A 16,248-nucleotide genomic window follows, 5' to 3' on the forward strand; every position below is an offset into this window, starting at 1 on the left:
GGTGCCCGGCTGGGCGGGTCGGTGCGCGGGCGGCCCGGACCCGGCCGGGGTGCCCGGCCGGGAGGGGTGCCCGTCCGGGAGGGTCGGTACGTGTGCGGTCCGGACCCGGCCGGGAGGGTCGGTACGTGTGCGGCCCGGACCCGTCCGGGAGGGTCGGTACGTGTGCGGTCCGGACCGGTGTGCGGCCGTCGGCCCCGCCCCGCGGCCCCCGGGCCGAGGAGGGGACACCCCGCTGGCGTAGGCTGGCGCGGTCCGTCCGCAACCCTGCCGAAAGGGACACCCCGGTGACTGAGAAGGCCGACCTCCAGTCCGTCCTCGACCGTGCCGCGGCGGGTGGGCGCATCACCCCCGAAGAGGCGCTCGACCTCTACCGTTCGGCCCCGCTGCACGCGCTGGGCGCCGCCGCCGACGCGGTGCGCCGCCGCCGGTACGCCGGGACCGAGCACATCGCCACGTACATCATCGAGCGCAACATCAACTACACGAACGTGTGTGTCACGGCGTGCAAGTTCTGCGCCTTCTACGCGGCCCCCAAGGACACCAAGAAGGGCTGGACGCGCGACCTCGACGACATCCTGCGCCGCTGCGCGGAGACCGTCGAGCTGGGCGGCACCCAGATCATGTTCCAGGGCGGCCACCACCCGGACTACGGCGTCGAGTACTACGAGAAGCACTTCAGCGCCATCAAGCAGGCCTTCCCGCAGCTGGTCATCCACTCCCTCGGCGCGTCCGAGGTGGACCACATGGCTCGCATCTCCGGCGTCTCGGTGGAGGAGGCGATCGAGCGCATCCACGCCGCCGGTCTCGACTCCTTCGCGGGCGCGGGCGCGGAGCTGCTGCCGGAGCGGCCGCGCAAGGCGATCGCGCCCCTCAAGGAGAGCGGCGAGCGCTGGCTGGAGATCATGGAGACGGCCCACCGCCTGGGCGTGGAGTCCACCTCCACCATGCTCATGGGCACCGGCGAGACCAACGCCGAGCGCATCGAGCACATCCGGATGATCCGCGACGTACAGGACCGCACGGGCGGCTTCCGCGCGTTCATCCCGTACACCTACCAGCCCGAGAACAACCACCTGAAGGGCCGGACGCAGGCGAGCGTCTTCGAGTACCTGCGGATGCTCGCGGTCGCGCGCCTCTTCCTCGACAACATCGCGCACATCCAGGGCTCCTGGCTCACCGTCGGCAAGGAGGCGGGCCAGCTCTCGCTGCACTACGGCGCGGACGACCTCGGCTCGATCATGCTGGAGGAGAACGTCGTCTCCTCGGCGGGCGCCAGGCACCGCTCCAACCGCATGGAGATCATCGACCTGATCCGCAAGGCGGGCCGCGTCCCGGCGCAGCGCGCCACGACGTACGAGCACCTGCTCGTCCACGACGACCCGGCGAACGACCCGGTCGACGAGCGCGTCATGTCGCACATCTCGTCCACGGCGATCGAGGGCGGCACGGCGCATCCGGAGCTGAAGCTGCTCGCGTCGAACTGACGCGACGGTCACGCCTGTGCTGACGATTCACGCCCCCGGGGTGGGGGAGGCGGTCCTGGTCGAGGGCGACCGGGTGGCCGCGATCGGGCCGTACGAGGAGCTGGCGTCGGCCTACCCCGCCGCGCGGGTGCGGCGCTGGCCGGGGGCGCTGGGGCCGGGCCTGGTCAACCCGTACGGCCCGGAGCTGCTGGAGCGCGCCTACCACCCGGACCCGCGCGAGGCGGATGCGCTCGGCACGGAGCCGATCCTGGACCCTTCCTTCCCGGTGGACGACGCCCGCCGGGGCGGGAGCGCGAGGCGCGGGGTGCAGCGGCTGCTGGCGCACGGGGTGGTGGCGGTGGCCGGCGAGCTGCGGTCGCGTCCGGTCCTGGAGGCGGCGCGCCGCTCGGGGCTGACGGTGCTGCCCCGCGCGGCGCTCCCCGCGGCCCCTCCGTCCCTCACGGCGGGCACGCCCCTCCCGCCCCTGCGGGTGGGCGACCCCGCCCGGTTCGCGGTCTTCGACGGGGGTGTGTGCGTGGCGACGGTGGTGGCGGGCCGACTGGTGTACCGGGCACGCTGATTCCCCCACCCCGCCCCTTCCCTAAACTCTCCGAGGGCCGCGGCTCACCTGCGGGCCGGTGGGGGCGGGCCGCGCAGTTCCCCGCGCCCCTTTTTTGGCCCAGTGTGTGTCTGCGGGCCGGTGGGGGCTCGTCGCGCAGTTCCCCGCGCCCCTGGGGGGTTGGGGCGCAGCCTGCCCGGGACCGTCACGCAGGGGGTCAGGTGCGCGGGCCTGTGACACGTGCGGCTCCGCCTCGCGGACGCGACGAGCCCAGGCGGCGCGTCAGGGGCGCGGGGAACTGCGCGACAAGCCCAAGCGGACCCGCACTCGACCACCGGCCGGGTTTTTAGGGGCGCGGGGAACTGCGCGACGAGCCCCCACCGGCCCGCAGACGAACGAGGGTTTTTGGCGGTGCCGGGAACTGCGCGACGAGCCCCCACCGACCGGCGGACGAACGAGGGTTTTTGGGGGCGCGGGGAACTGCGCGACGAGCCCCCACCGGCCCGCGGACGAACGAGGGTTTTTGGGGGCGCGGGGAACTGCGCGACGAGCCCCCACCGGCTCGCGGACGAACTCCGGGCAAGAAGGGGGCGCGGGGAACTGCGCGACAAACCCCCACCGGCTCGCAGACGAACCCCGGGCCAAAACGGCGCGCGCTCAGCCCGAGGCGGCCCGGTCGGGAGGGGGCGTGTTCGGGGACACGGGGGGCGTGGGCGGCAGGGCGGAGCCCCGGGGGCACAATGGGGGACGTGACCCGCGCAACTCTGGACAAGCAGCCGCACGAAGTCGCCACGATGTTCGACGACGTCGCCGCGAACTACGACCTCACCAACGACGTCCTCTCGCTCGGCCAGGCCAGACTGTGGCGCAAGGAGGTCGCGAAGGCCGTCGACGCCCGCCCCGCCCAGAAGGTCCTGGACCTCGCCGCCGGCACGGCGACGTCCTCCCTCCCCTTCGCCGCCACCGGCGCGTACGTCGTCCCGTGCGACTTCTCCATCGGGATGCTGAAGGTCGGCAAGGGACGCCACCCCCACCTGCCGTTCACCGCCGGGGACGCCACCGCGCTCCCGTTCAAGGACGACACCTTCGACGCCGTCACCATCTCCTTCGGCCTGCGCAACGTGCAGGACACGGACGCCGCGCTGCGCGAGCTGTTCCGGGTCACCCGCCCCGGCGGCCGCGTCGTGATCTGCGAGTTCTCGCAGCCGACCTGGAAGCCGTTCCGTACGGTCTACACCGAGTACCTGATGCGCGCGCTCCCGCCGGTCGCCACGGCCGTGTCGTCCAACCCGGACGCGTACGTCTACCTCGCCGAGTCCATCCGCGCCTGGCCCGACCAGCCCGCCCTCGCCGCACGGCTCCAGCAGGCCGGCTGGTCCAAGGTCGCCTGGCGCAACCTCACCGGCGGCGTCGTGGCCCTGCACCGCGGCTACAAGCCCCAGTAACCCGGCGGGCAGGCAGCACCACCGTGGACTACCAGGCCGTCCTCCACCAGATCGCGGACGACATCGCGCCCCTCGTCGGGCGTGGCACCCCCGCCGCGTACATCCCGGCCCTCGCCGACGTCGACCCGTCCCGCTTCGGCATGGCGGTCGCCGACCTCGACGGCAAGGTGTACGGGGTGGGGGACTGGCAGCGGCCGTTCTCCGCGCAGTCGATCACCAAGGTCTTCACGCTCGCGCTGGCCCTCGCGCGCGGCGGCGACAGCCTCTGGGAGCACGTCGGCCGCGAGCCGTCGGGCAACCCGTTCAACTCGCTGGTGCAGCTGGAGTACGAGAACGGGATCCCGCGCAATCCGTTCATCAACGCGGGCGCGCTGGTCGTCACCGACCGGCTCCAGACCCTCACCGGGGACGCGAGCAGCGAGCTGCTGGACTTCCTGCGGGAGGAGACGGGCAACCCGGAGCTCGCCTTCGACGCGGTGGTGGCCGAGTCCGAGTCGGCACACGGCGACCGGAACGCGGCCCTGGCCCACTTCATGGCCTCGTACGGCAACATCTCCAACGACGTGCCCACGCTGCTCGACCACTACTTCTGGCAGTGCGCCATCGAGATGAGCTGTGCCGACCTGGCGCTGGCGGCCCGCTTCCTGGCCCGCCACGGGCTGCGCGCGGACGGCTCCCGCCTGCTCTCGCGCAGCGAGGCCAAGCAGATCAACGCGGTGATGCTGACCTGCGGGACGTACGACGCGGCGGGCGACTTCGCGTACCGCGTCGGTCTGCCGGGCAAGAGCGGCGTCGGCGGCGGAATCGTCGCGGTCGTCCCCGGCCGCTGCACGCTGTGCGTGTGGAGCCCGGGTCTGGACGCGCGGGGCAACTCGGTAGCGGGCGTAGCGGCCCTGGACCGCTTCACCACCCTGACGGGCTTGTCAGTCTTCTGACCACCCCCACCACCACGCCCCGCTTTGGCCCGGTGTGTGTCTGCGGGCCGGTGGGGGGCTGGTCGCGCAGTTCCCCGCGCCCCCGGCGGGGTTGGGCCTCAGCTTGGCCGAAAGACGCTCATCCACGAGGGTTTAGGGGCACGGGGCCGCAACACGTGCGGCTCCGCAGCGCGGGCGGCCTGCTTCAGGGGCGCGGGGCTGTGACATGTGCGGCTCCGCCGCGTGGGGAACTGCGCGACCAGCCACACCGCACCCACCGCACAGGCACCGCACCCCCGCGCCCACCGCCCCCCTCACAGCTCCAGCCGGAAGCAGATCCCCTCCCGCTCACCCCCCGGCGTCCGGAACGTCTCCCCCCGCCGCATCCCCAACCGCCCCGTAACCGCCACAGACCGCTCGTTCCGCGCGTCAACCATCGCCACCACACGTTCCACCCCGGCCGCCCGTACCCGCTCGACCGCGACACGCGCCGCGGCCGTCGCGTACCCCTGGCCCCACGCCCCCCGGGCCAGCCGCCACCCGATCTCCACCTCGCCCACCGGGCCCCACGCATGGGGCCACGGCTGCGCGCCCGTGAAGCCGAGTACCTGGCCGGAGTCCCCGAGGAGCGTCCAGAGACAGAACCCCCTCTCCGCGTCGTGCTTGCGCTGCCGAGCCGTCAGCTCCTCGTACACCGACAGCTCCGCCGCCGCACCCCCGTGGAACTCCATGACCTCCGGGTCGGCGAACACCTCGTGCCACGCGTACGCGTCCTCCTCCGTCGGCACCCGCAGCCGTACGCCGGGGACAGCCAGAGACGCCTCCCCAGCGGACGCCTTCCCGACGGACGCCTCCCCAGCGGACGCCTTCCCGACGGACGACTCCCCGCCGGCGGACTTCTCCCCGACGGACTTCTCCTCGGCCAAGCTCATGGCGCGGCAACCCTTCGCGATAACGATCAACACCCACCCATAGACTGCACACGTCCTGTGCTTTCCGGCATGCAAAATCGAGTCTTCGGGAGAACCCGCTGTGACCGAGCCCCTCTCCGAACACACCGCGGATGTGATCGTCGTCGGGGCCGGCCCCGCCGGATCCACGACCGCGTACTACCTGGCCAAGGCCGGACTCGACGTACTGCTGCTGGAGAAGACCGCCTTCCCGCGCGAGAAGGTGTGCGGCGACGGGCTCACCCCGCGCGCCACCAAGCAACTCGTCGCGATGGGCATCGACATCTCCGAAGAGGCCGGCTGGCTGCGCAACAAGGGCCTGCGCATCATCGGCGGCGGCGTCCGGCTCCAGCTGGACTGGCCGGAGCTCGCCAGCTACCCCGACTACGGACTCGTCCGCAAGCGCGACGACTTCGACGAGCAGCTCGCCCGCCAGGCCCAGAAGGCCGGAGCCCGGCTCCACGAGCGCTGCAACGTCGGCAGCCCGATCATCGACGACCGCACCGGCCGCATCACCGGCGTCAACGCCAAGCTGGGCGAGGAGAAGCGCGAAGTCACCTTCCACGCGCCCCTCGTGGTCGCCGCCGACGGCAACTCCACCCGCCTCTCCCTCGCGATGGGCCTGCACCGCCGCGAGGACCGCCCGATGGGCGTGGCCGTACGGACGTACTTCCACTCGCCCCGCCACGACGACGACTACCTGGAGTCCTGGCTGGAGCTGTGGGACCGGCGCGGGCCCGGCGAGGACCGGCTGCTGCCCGGCTACGGCTGGATCTTCGGCATGGGCGACGGCACCTCCAACGTCGGCCTCGGCGTCCTCAACACCTCCGACTCCTTCAAGGAGCTGGACTGGCGCGAGGTCCTCAAGGCCTGGTGCGCCTCGATGCCCGAGGACTGGGGCTACACCCCCGAGAACATGACCGGCCCGATCCGCGGCGCCGCGCTCCCCATGGCCTTCAACCGCCAGCCGCACTACACCAAGGGCCTGTTGCTGGTGGGCGACGCGGGCGGCCTGGTCAACCCGTTCAACGGCGAGGGCATCGCATACGCCATGGAATCGGGGCAGATCGCCGCGGACGTCATCGTCCAGGCGCACGCCCGCGCGACCCCGGCCCAGCGCGAGCTGGCGCTGCACAACTACCCGAAGATCCTCAAGGACACCTACGGCGGCTACTACACGCTGGGCCGCGCCTTCGTGAAGCTCATCGGCAACCCGAAGGTCATGAAGATCGCGACCCAGCGCGGTCTGACCCACCCGCTGCTGATGAAGTTCACGCTGAAGATGCTCGCGAACCTGACCGACCCCACGGGCGGCGACGCGATGGACCGCATCATCAACGGCCTCTCGAAGGTGGCCCCGAAGGCCTGAGGGCCTTCCGAGGGCCTTCCCAGGACCTTCCGAGGGCCTTACGTCGGCCCTGTACGGGCCCTCTGAGGGCCTCCTGTACGGCGAAGGGCCGGTGCCCTCCCCCTCGGGGAGCACCGGCCCTTCCGCGCGTCTGTGAGCGCCGAGGACTGCTGAAGACGGCCCAAGACTGCTGAAGACCGCCGAAGACCGCCGGGGTCTAGAGAACGCGGACCGCGCCCGTCGGCTGGTCCCAGTCCATGCTGCGCTCGACCACACCGGTCGAGGAGTTCTGCGCGCCGACGAACTTGCCGCCGCCCACGTAGATGGCCACGTGGTACGCCGAGCCCGCGCCGCCCCAGTAGAGGACGTCGCCGGGCTGGAGGTTCGACAGGGAGACCTGGCGGCCCGCCGTCGACTGGTCCTGCGAGACGCGCGGCAGGTCGATGCCCACCTGGCGGTACGCGGCCTGGACGAGGCCCGAGCAGTCGTACGCGCTGGAGCCCGTGGCACCCGACACGTACGCCTTGCCGACCTGCGCCAGCGCGAAGTTCACGATGGTGGCGGCGGAGCCCGTGGCGCTGGAGGAGGTGGTGACGGAGCTGCTGCCACCGGTCGTCGCGCTCAGGGTGGTGCGCGCGGAGGAGCGGGAGGCGCGCTCGGCGGCGTCCGCCTTCGCCTTGGCCTCCGCCTTGGCCTTCTTCTCCGCCTCGGCCTCGGCCTTGGCGTCCGCGTCGGCCTTGGCCTTCTTGGCAAGCTTGGCGGCGCTGGACGCGGCCGCGTTCTGCTGGGCCTTCAGCTGGAGGTCGGCGGCGACCTGCTGGGTTGCCTCGGCGGAAGCGGCGGCGGTGCTCGCGAGCCCGGTCGTGAGCGTGGGCATCTCGATGGTCTCGGTCACCGGCTCGGCGGCGTGCGCCGGACCCGTGGCGCCTGCCACCGCGATGGTGCTGAGGACGCCACCGGCAACTCCGGCACGGAGCGCGAGCTTGGAGGCGCTGCGGCGGGGCTTCCGGTGGCTGGGTATGTGAGCGGTGTGGGACATGAGGACAACCGCTATCAGGGGTTCCCGGTTCCCTTCAAGAAACGTGTGCTGCGCCACAGTTGCGGTCGGAACGGGCGAATCCGCTTCCTCCGCGCCCTTATTGACGCCGTAACGGGCAATCCGGGCATGCGCGATCACGGCTGTGATCATGTGGTTTTTATAAATAGTCCGAATTGCCCGCCGCCTACCATCCGTTCACACCGTTGGCCAAGCCCGGTTTAATCGGTGACGGTTTCCTGTGACGCAGGTCACTCCGTATCCCGTCATCGCCCGTCCCGTGACCGGCTCGTGATCAGTGGGCGCGGCCGGTGGTGCGATCGGCGGTGCTGTCGGTGCCTCCGGTGGCGCGTCGATGGTGCGGTCGGCGGTGCCGCCGGCGGTGCGATCGGTGGTTCGGCCGATGGCCGAGTTCGTGAACGCGTGCACAGGTCCACCCCCCGTACGGGACTTCACCCGCATGAGTGACCCGTCGGCCCTTATCACTCGAAGGTGTCCATCGCCAATTTGCTTGTACGCCCCATGTCTTGATAGTGCCACACCCCTTGCGACCAGCGGTAACAGGAGCGGATGCTACGCCTTGTGATCACTCGGCCGCTTCGGGTGTGAAGATCACTGCTCATCCGACTTCATGATCCTTCGTCAGGTGGTGGAGATCACAAAGACGTTGGCGCACCCCGTGTCGCAGATCACAGACCGCCGGGCATAGGATGCGGTGCAGTCGGGCTTGTGAACTGCCTCACATGTGCGCGATCTTCGCGTGGCGAGGGGGTGGCAGCGGCGCCCGTGTGCGGTCCAACGGTCAAGGACGACTGGAAGGAGCGAGGAGCGTGAATGCCTACGCGCCCATCCTCGTGCTCGGCGCCCTAGGGGCTGGGTTTGCGATCTTCTCCGTGGTCATGGCCACGCTTATCGGCCCAAAGCGGTACAACCGGGCGAAACTTGAGGCGTACGAGTGCGGCATCGAACCGACTCCCACGCCGGCCGGAGGCGGCCGCTTCCCGATCAAGTACTACCTGACGGCGATGCTCTTCATCGTCTTCGACATCGAGATCGTCTTCCTCTACCCCTGGGCCGTCACCTTCGACGCCCTGGGGGTTTTCGGGCTCGTGGAGATGCTGCTCTTCGTGCTCACCGTGTTCGTCGCCTACGCGTACGTATGGCGGCGCGGCGGCCTGGAATGGGACTGAGGGGCTGAGGGGCACCTATGGGACTCGAAGAGAAACTGCCGAGCGGCTTTCTGCTGACCACCGTCGAACAGGCCGCGGGCTGGGTGCGCAAGGCGTCCGTCTTCCCCGCCACCTTCGGTCTGGCCTGCTGCGCCATCGAGATGATGACGACGGGCGCCGGCCGGTACGACCTGGCCCGGTTCGGCATGGAGGTCTTCCGCGGCTCGCCGCGCCAGGCGGACCTGATGATCGTGGCCGGCCGGGTCAGCCAGAAGATGGCCCCGGTCCTGCGGCAGGTCTACGACCAGATGCCCAACCCCAAGTGGGTCATCTCCATGGGGGTTTGCGCGTCCTCGGGCGGAATGTTCAACAATTACGCGATTGTGCAGGGTGTCGACCACATTGTGCCGGTCGACATCTATTTGCCCGGTTGCCCGCCCCGGCCCGAGATGCTGATCGACGCGATCCTCAAGCTCCACCAGAAGATCCAGGGCTCCAAGCTCGGGGTGAACGCGGAGGAAGCCGCCCGCGAGGCCGAGGAGGCCGCCCTCAAGGCGCTGCCCACCATTGAGATGAAGGGGCTGCTGCGGTGAGCGACGACCGTACTCCCGAGCCGCCGGAGAACGGCGGCCTGCCCGCCCAGCGCGACGACACCGGTGACGTCATCGGCGTCCGCAAGGGCATGTTCGGCGCGGCCAACGGCGGCGACACCAGCGGCTACGGCGGCCTGGTGCGCACCGTCACCCTGCCCGGTGCCTCCTCCCGCCCCTACGGCGGCTGGTTCGACGAGGTGGCCGACGAGCTCGAAGGCGCACTGGAGGAGCAGGACCTGCTCCCCGAGAACGTCATCGAGAAGACGGTCGTCGACCGCGGCGAGCTCACCTTCCACATCGCGCGCGAGCACCTCGTCCGCGTCGCGCGGACCCTGCGCGACGACCCGGCCCTGCGCTTCGAGCTCTGTACGGGCGTGAGCGGCGTCCACTTCCCGGGCGACAAGGGCCGCGAGCTGCACGCCGTCTACCACCTGCGCTCGCTGACCCACGGCCGGCTGATCCGCCTGGAGGTCACCGCCCCGGACAGCGACCCGCACATCCCGTCCCTGGTCGGCGTCTATCCGACCAACGACTGGCACGAGCGCGAGACCTACGACTTCTTCGGCCTGGTCTTCGACGGCCACCCCGCCCTCACCCGGATCATGATGCCGGACGACTGGCAGGGCTTCCCGCAGCGCAAGGACTACCCCCTCGGCGGCGTCCCCGTCGAGTACAAGGGCGCCCAGATCCCGGCTCCGGACCAGCGGAGGTCGTACAGCTGATGAACACCGACAGCGCAACTTCGCGCGCTTCCGCGAGGGAGACGACCGAGGGGACCGTATATACGGTCACCGGCGGCGACTGGGACGAGGTCGCCCGCACCGCCGCCCGCGCCGACGACGAGCGCATCGTCGTCAACATGGGCCCCCAGCACCCCTCCACGCACGGCGTGCTCCGCCTCATCCTGGAGATCGACGGCGAGACGGTCACCGAGGCCCGCTGCGGCATCGGCTATCTGCACACCGGCATCGAAAAGAACCTCGAATTCCGCAACTGGACGCAGGGCACCACCTTCGTCACGCGCATGGACTACCTGACGCCGTTCTTCAACGAGACGGCGTACTGCCTGGGCGTGGAGAAGCTGCTCGGCATCACCGACCAGATCCCCGACCGCGCCTCGGTCGTCCGGGTGCTCCTGATGGAGCTGAACCGGATCGCCTCGCACCTGGTCTGCATCGCCACCGGCGGCATGGAGCTCGGCGCCACCACGATCATGATCTACGGCTTCCGGGACCGCGAACTCATCCTCGACATCTTCGAGCTGATCACCGGTCTGCGGATGAACCACGCGTTCGTCCGCCCCGGCGGCCTCGCCCAGGACCTGCCGCCGGGCGCGGTGGACCAGCTGCGCGAGTTCGTGAAGACGATGAAGAAGAACCTGCCGGAGTACGACAAGCTCGCCACCGGCAACCCGATCTTCAAGGCCCGGATGCAGGACGTCGGGTACCTCGACCTGACCGGCTGCATGGCGCTCGGCGCGACAGGGCCGATCCTGCGCTCCGCGGGCCTGCCGCACGACCTGCGCAAGACCGACCCGTACTGCGGCTACGAGACCTACGACTTCGAGGTCCCCACCGCCGACAGCTGCGACGCCTACGGCCGCTTCCTGGTGCGCCTGGAGGAGATGCGCCAGTCGCTGCGGGTCGTCGAGCAGTGCCTGGACCGCCTGGAGCCCGGGCCGGTCATGGTCGCCGACAAGAAGATCGCCTGGCCCGCCCAGCTCGCGCTCGGCCCGGACGGCCTCGGCAACTCCCTCGACCACATCAAGAAGATCATGGGCACCTCGATGGAGTCCCTGATCCACCACTTCAAGCTGGTGACCGAGGGCTTCCGGGTCCCCGTCGGACAGGCGTACGCGGCTGTCGAGTCGCCCAAGGGCGAGCTCGGGGTGCACGTCGTGAGCGACGGAGGCACCCGCCCCTACCGGGTCCACTTCCGCGACCCGTCCTTCACCAATCTCCAGGCCATGGCGGCGATGTGCGAGGGCGGCCAGGTCGCCGACGTCATCGTCGCCGTCGCGTCCATCGACCCCGTGATGGGAGGCGTCGACCGGTGACCGAGACCACGCCGACGAGCCTGGGCATGCCCCAGCTGCCCGCGCCCGATTTCCCGGCCGACGTCCGAGCCCGGCTCGAAGCGGACGCCAAGGAGGTCATTGCCCGCTACCCGGACAGCCGCTCCGCGCTGCTGCCGCTGCTGCACCTCGTGCAGTCGGAGGAGGGCCATGTCTCGCGCACCGGGATGCGCTTCTGCGCCGAGACGCTGGACCTCACGACCGCCGAGGTGACCGCCGTCGCCACCTTCTACTCGATGTACCGGCGCAAGCCCTCCGGTGACTACCAGGTGGGCGTCTGTACCAACACGCTGTGCGCGGTGATGGGCGGCGACGCCATCTTCGACGAGCTCAAGCGCCACCTCGGCGTCGGCAACGAGGAGACCACCGCCGACGGGAAGGTGACCCTCGAACACATCGAGTGCAACGCCGCCTGCGACTTCGCGCCCGTGGTGATGGTCAACTGGGAGTTCTTCGACAACCAGACCCCCGAGTCGGCCAAGCGCCTGGTCGACGACCTGCGCGCGGGCAGGCCGGTGGAACCCACCCGCGGCGCCCCGCTGTGCACCTACAAGGAGACCGCCCGGATCCTGGCCGGCTTCCCCGACGAGCGCCCCGGCGCCGTCGCGGCGAGCGGTGGCGCGGGCCCGGCCTCCCTGACCGGCCTGCGCCTGGCGAAGGGCGAGAGCCCGCAGCCGCGCGTGGTGCACCCACGCGGCGAGGGCCCCCGAGACGAAGCCCAGCCCGGCTCCGAGCACTTGAGCTCGCACGACGCACCGCAGCAGACCTCTGCGTCCGACCCCGCCCACCCGGCGGGCCCGGTCGACGAGGAGGGGGAGTGATGACCTTGGCAGCCGAACTGAGTGGGAACGGGAACGGAAGCAGCCCGGAAAAGCTGCTGGCACCCGTTCTGTCGGCCTTCTGGGACCAGCCCGAATCCTGGACCCTGGAGACCTACCGTCGGCACGACGGCTATGAGGGGCTGCGCAAGGCCCTGGCCATGTCCCCGGACGACCTCATCGCGTACGTGAAGGACTCCGGGCTGCGCGGCCGGGGCGGCGCGGGCTTCCCCACGGGCATGAAGTGGCAGTTCATCCCGCAGGGCGATGGCAAACCGCACTATCTAGTTGTCAACGCCGACGAATCGGAGCCCGGGACCTGCAAGGACATCCCGCTCCTCTTCGCCAACCCGCATAGCCTCATCGAGGGCATTGTGATCGCCTGTTACGCGATCAGGTCGTCGCACGCGTTCATCTATCTGCGCGGGGAGGTCGTCCCCGTACTACGGAGGCTGCACGAGGCCGTGCGGGAGGCCTACGCGGCCGGCTACCTCGGCAAGGACATCCTGGGCAGCGGTCTCGACCTCGAACTCACCGTGCACGCGGGCGCGGGCGCGTACATCTGCGGTGAGGAGACCGCACTACTGGACTCCTTGGAAGGCCGTCGCGGTCAGCCCCGGCTGCGTCCCCCCTTTCCTGCGGTCGCCGGTCTCTACGCGTGCCCCACTGTTGTCAATAACGTCGAGTCCATCGCCAGCGTTCCCGCGATCCTCACTCGCGGAAAAGACTGGTTCAAATCGATGGGAAGCGAGAAGTCACCCGGCTTCACGCTCTATTCGCTCAGCGGGCACGTCGCCCACCCGGGCCAGTTCGAGGCCCCGCTCGGCATCACGCTGCGCCAGCTGCTCGACATGAGCGGCGGCATGCGCCCGGGCCACCGGCTCAAGTTCTGGACCCCGGGCGGCTCCTCGACCCCGATGTTCACCGACGAGCACCTCGACGTCCCGCTGGACTACGAGGGCGTCGGCGCCGCGGGCTCGATGCTGGGCACCAAGGCGCTCCAGTGCTTCGACGAGACCACCTGCGTCGTACGGGCGGTCACCCGCTGGACCGAGTTCTACGCCCACGAGTCCTGCGGCAAGTGCACGCCGTGCCGCGAAGGCACGTACTGGCTCGTCCAGTTGCTCCGCGACATCGAGGCGGGCAAGGGCGCCATGGGCGACCTCGACAAGCTCACCGACATCGCCGACAACATCAACGGCAAGTCGTTCTGCGCGCTCGGCGACGGCGCCGCCGCGCCCATCTTCTCCTCGCTCAAGTACTTCCGCGCGGAGTACGAGCAGCACATCACGGGCCGTGGCTGCCCCTTCGACCCGGCCAAGTCGACCCTGTGGGCCGACAGCCCGCACCGCACCACGGAGGTGAACGCATGACGGTGACGACTGGCGCTCCCTCCGGCGGCGGAGAGGCGGCGGTGCCGCCCCAGGACCTGGTCTCTCTGACCATCGACGGCGTGGAGATCAGCGTCCCCAAGGGCACGCTGGTGATCCGGGCCGCCGAGCTGCTCGGCATCGAGATCCCCCGGTTCTGCGACCACCCGCTGCTCGACCCGGTCGGCGCCTGCCGCCAGTGCATCGTGGAGGTGGAGGGCCAGCGCAAGCCGATGGCGTCCTGCACCATCACCTGCACCGACGGCATGGTGGTCAAGTCGCAGCTGACGTCGCCGGTGGCCGAGAAGTCCCAGCGCGGGGTGATGGAGCTGCTGCTCATCAACCACCCGCTGGACTGCCCGGTCTGCGACAAGGGCGGCGAGTGCCCGCTGCAGAACCAGGCCATGCAGGTAGGCGACCCGGACACCCGCTTCGAGGGCAAGAAGCGCACCTACGAGAAGCCGGTGGCGATCTCGACGCAGGTGCTGCTCGACCGCGAGCGGTGCGTGCTGTGTGCGCGCTGCACCCGCTTCTCCGAGCAGATCGCGGGCGACCCGATGATCGAGCTCCTGGAGCGCGGCGCGCTCCAGCAGGTCGGTACCGGCGAGGGCGACCCGTTCGAGTCGTACTTCTCCGGGAACACCATCCAGATCTGCCCGGTCGGCGCGCTGACCTCGGCGGCGTACCGGTTCCGCGCCCGCCCCTTCGACCTGGTCTCCTCGCCGTCGGTGTGCGAGCACTGCGCGGGCGGCTGCGCCACCCGCACCGACCACCGGCGCGGCAAGGTCATGCGCCGCCTCGCCGCCAACGACCCGGAGGTCAACGAGGAGTGGCTGTGCGACAAGGGCCGGTTCGCCTTCCGGTACGCACAGAAGCCGGACCGGCTGACCACTCCGCTGGTGCGCAACGCGGCCGGTGAGCTGGAGCCCGCTTCCTGGCCCGAGGCGCTGGAGGCGGCCGCGGCCGGGCTCACGGCGGCCCGGGGCCGGGCCGGGGTGCTCACCGGCGGACGCCTGACCGTCGAAGACGCCTACGCGTACGCCAAGTTCGCCCGGATCGCCCTGGACACCAACGACGTCGACTTCCGCGCGCGCGTGCACTCGGCCGAGGAGGCCGACTTCCTGGCGGCGAGGGTCGCCGGGCGCGGCCACCTCACCGGCGAGGGCGTCACGTACGCCTCGCTGGAGAAGGCGCCCGCGGTGCTGCTCGTCGGGTTCGAGGCGGAGGAGGAGGCGCCCGGCGTCTTCCTGCGGCTGCGCAAGGCCTGGCGCAAGCACGGCCAGCGCACCTACTCACTCGCCACGCACCTCACCCGGGGCCTGCGGAAGGCGGGCGGCACGCTGCTGCCCGCCGCGCCCGGCACCGAGACCGAGTGGCTGGACGCGCTGGCGGGCGGGGTCGGCCTGGACGGCGACGGCTCGGCCGCCGCCGAGGCGTTGCGGGCCGACGGATCCGTCATCGTCGTCGGCGAGCGGCTGGCGGCCGTGCCGGGCGCGCTGACCGCGGCCGTACGGGCCGCCACCGCGACCGGCGCCGAACTGGTGTGGATCCCGCGCCGGGCCGGCGAGCGGGGCGCGATCGAGGCGGGCGCCCTGGCGGCGCTACTGCCCGGCGGGCGCCCGGCCACCGATCCACGCGCGCGTGAAGAGGTGGCCGCCGCCTGGGGCGTACGGGAACTGCCGCACCGCTTCGGGCGGGACACCGGCCAGATCGTGGAGGCCGCCGCCACCGGCGAGCTGGGCGCGCTGCTGGTCGCGGGCGTCGACCCGGCCGACCTGCCGGATCCGGCACGCGCGCGTGAAGCACTCTCCGGCGCCTTCGTGGTCTCCCTGGAGCTGCGGCCGAGCGAGGTCACCGAGCGGGCGGACGTGGTCTTCCCGGTCGCGGCCGTCGCCGAGAAGTCCGGCTTCTTCCTCAACTGGGAGGGCCGGGCGCGGATGTTCGAGGCCGCGCTGAAGCCCGAACAGATGACCCGGCGCCTGGCGCCCGCCGACGCGCGCGTGCTGCACATGCTGGCCGACGCGATGGACGTCCACCTGGCCCTGCCGGACAACCGCGCCGCGCGCGCGGAGCTGCGGGGCCTGGGCCACTGGGACGGGCCGCGCGCCTCCGAGCCGCTGGAGACGGCGCACGCGCTGCCCCGGCCCGCCGAGGGCGAGGCGGTCCTCGCCGGCCACCGGCTGCTGCTCGACCTCGGCACCCTCCAGGAGGGCGACGAGGCACTGGCCGGAACCCGGCACGCGGCCCTCGCCAGGCTCTCGGCGGCCACGGCGGCCGAGACCGGCGTCAAGGACGGCGACCTGCTGCAGGTGAGCGGGCCCGCGGGCGCGCTCCGGCTGCCCCTGAAGGTGACCGAGATGCCCGACCGGGTGGTGTGGCTGCCGCTCGACTCGACCGGCGGCGGCGTGTTCGCGGACACCGGCGCCGTCCCGGGCCAGGTCGTCCGTCTCGGCCCGGCGGCTCAGGACGCCGCCACCGCCGCACCGGAGGTGCAGTCGTGACCGACCTC

14 protein-coding genes are annotated in these 16,248 nt (G+C 71.1%); 12 read left to right on the forward strand and 2 right to left on the reverse strand.

Translation table 11 applies throughout. The features are described from left to right. The first annotated feature begins 284 nt into the window (after positions 1 to 284). The 4 genes from mqnC (at position 285) to AB0G17_RS30515 (ending at position 4,402) form a co-directional block, all read left to right on the forward strand. Positions 285 to 1,484, forward strand: coding sequence for a cyclic dehypoxanthinyl futalosine synthase (mqnC, locus tag AB0G17_RS30500; protein WP_361389740.1), 1,200 nt, complete (start codon positions 285 to 287; stop codon positions 1,482 to 1,484). A gap of 16 nt (positions 1,485 to 1,500) precedes the next feature. After that, on the forward strand, positions 1,501 to 2,043 hold the full coding sequence (locus AB0G17_RS30505; protein ID WP_361389742.1) for a hypothetical protein: 543 nt from the start codon (positions 1,501 to 1,503) through the stop codon (positions 2,041 to 2,043). A gap of 728 nt (positions 2,044 to 2,771) precedes the next feature. Continuing rightward, complete coding sequence (locus AB0G17_RS30510) at positions 2,772 to 3,467, forward strand: demethylmenaquinone methyltransferase (protein WP_361389744.1); 696 nt, start codon at positions 2,772 to 2,774, stop codon at positions 3,465 to 3,467. Positions 3,468 to 3,490: 23 nt separating this feature from the next. Next, positions 3,491 to 4,402: a glutaminase gene (locus AB0G17_RS30515; protein WP_361389746.1), complete on the forward strand. Its 912-nt coding sequence runs from the start codon at positions 3,491 to 3,493 to the stop codon at positions 4,400 to 4,402. A gap of 293 nt (positions 4,403 to 4,695) precedes the next feature. Here AB0G17_RS30515 and AB0G17_RS30520 read toward each other — a convergent pair whose 3' ends face one another. Next, positions 4,696 to 5,196: a GNAT family N-acetyltransferase gene (locus tag AB0G17_RS30520; RefSeq protein ID WP_361389812.1), complete on the reverse strand. Its 501-nt coding sequence runs from the start codon at positions 5,194 to 5,196 to the stop codon at positions 4,696 to 4,698. A 217-nt stretch (positions 5,197 to 5,413) separates the two neighbouring features. Here AB0G17_RS30520 and AB0G17_RS30525 point away from each other — a divergent pair, with 217 nt between their 5' ends. After that, entirely contained in the window at positions 5,414 to 6,700 is a 1,287-nt protein-coding gene (locus AB0G17_RS30525; protein ID WP_361389748.1) for a geranylgeranyl reductase family protein, read from the forward strand. A 196-nt stretch (positions 6,701 to 6,896) separates the two neighbouring features. Here AB0G17_RS30525 and AB0G17_RS30530 read toward each other — a convergent pair whose 3' ends face one another. After that, positions 6,897 to 7,718, reverse strand: a complete 822-nt coding sequence (locus AB0G17_RS30530; RefSeq protein ID WP_361389750.1) for a C40 family peptidase — start codon at positions 7,716 to 7,718, stop codon at positions 6,897 to 6,899. Positions 7,719 to 8,545: 827 nt separating this feature from the next. Here AB0G17_RS30530 and AB0G17_RS30535 point away from each other — a divergent pair. From AB0G17_RS30535 to AB0G17_RS30565, 7 genes are read left to right on the forward strand one after another with little or no spacing between them, the layout of a single operon-like run. Further along, entirely contained in the window at positions 8,546 to 8,905 is a 360-nt protein-coding gene (locus tag AB0G17_RS30535) for an NADH-quinone oxidoreductase subunit A (protein ID WP_007383963.1), read from the forward strand. Positions 8,906 to 8,922: 17 nt separating this feature from the next. Beyond that, on the forward strand, positions 8,923 to 9,477 hold the full coding sequence (locus AB0G17_RS30540) for an NADH-quinone oxidoreductase subunit B (RefSeq protein WP_067163033.1): 555 nt from the start codon (positions 8,923 to 8,925) through the stop codon (positions 9,475 to 9,477). After that, entirely contained in the window at positions 9,474 to 10,199 is a 726-nt protein-coding gene (locus tag AB0G17_RS30545; protein WP_361389752.1) for an NADH-quinone oxidoreductase subunit C, read from the forward strand. The genes AB0G17_RS30540 and AB0G17_RS30545 overlap by 4 nt, the downstream gene beginning before the upstream one ends. Next, positions 10,199 to 11,533 carry an NADH-quinone oxidoreductase subunit D gene (locus AB0G17_RS30550; protein WP_361389754.1) on the forward strand — a complete coding sequence of 445 codons (1,335 nt, stop codon included), beginning with the start codon at positions 10,199 to 10,201 and terminating at the stop codon, positions 11,531 to 11,533. Before AB0G17_RS30545 ends, AB0G17_RS30550 begins: the two co-directional genes overlap by 1 nt. A 26-nt stretch (positions 11,534 to 11,559) precedes the next feature. Further along, positions 11,560 to 12,372 (forward strand): NADH-quinone oxidoreductase subunit NuoE, encoded by an 813-nt coding sequence (gene nuoE, locus AB0G17_RS30555; protein ID WP_361389814.1) that lies wholly within the window; start codon positions 11,560 to 11,562, stop codon positions 12,370 to 12,372. Next, positions 12,372 to 13,742, forward strand: a complete 1,371-nt coding sequence (gene nuoF / locus AB0G17_RS30560) for an NADH-quinone oxidoreductase subunit NuoF (RefSeq protein ID WP_361389756.1) — start codon at positions 12,372 to 12,374, stop codon at positions 13,740 to 13,742. Before nuoE ends, nuoF begins: the two co-directional genes overlap by 1 nt. Next, positions 13,739 to 16,240, forward strand: coding sequence for an NADH-quinone oxidoreductase subunit G (locus AB0G17_RS30565; protein ID WP_361389758.1), 2,502 nt, complete (start codon positions 13,739 to 13,741; stop codon positions 16,238 to 16,240). The genes nuoF and AB0G17_RS30565 overlap by 4 nt, the downstream gene beginning before the upstream one ends. Positions 16,241 to 16,248: the final 8 nt, after the last annotated feature.

Origin of the sequence: Streptomyces sp. NPDC023838 (genome assembly GCF_040639555.1) — a bacterium.
GTDB lineage: Bacteria > Actinomycetota > Actinomycetes > Streptomycetales > Streptomycetaceae > Streptomyces.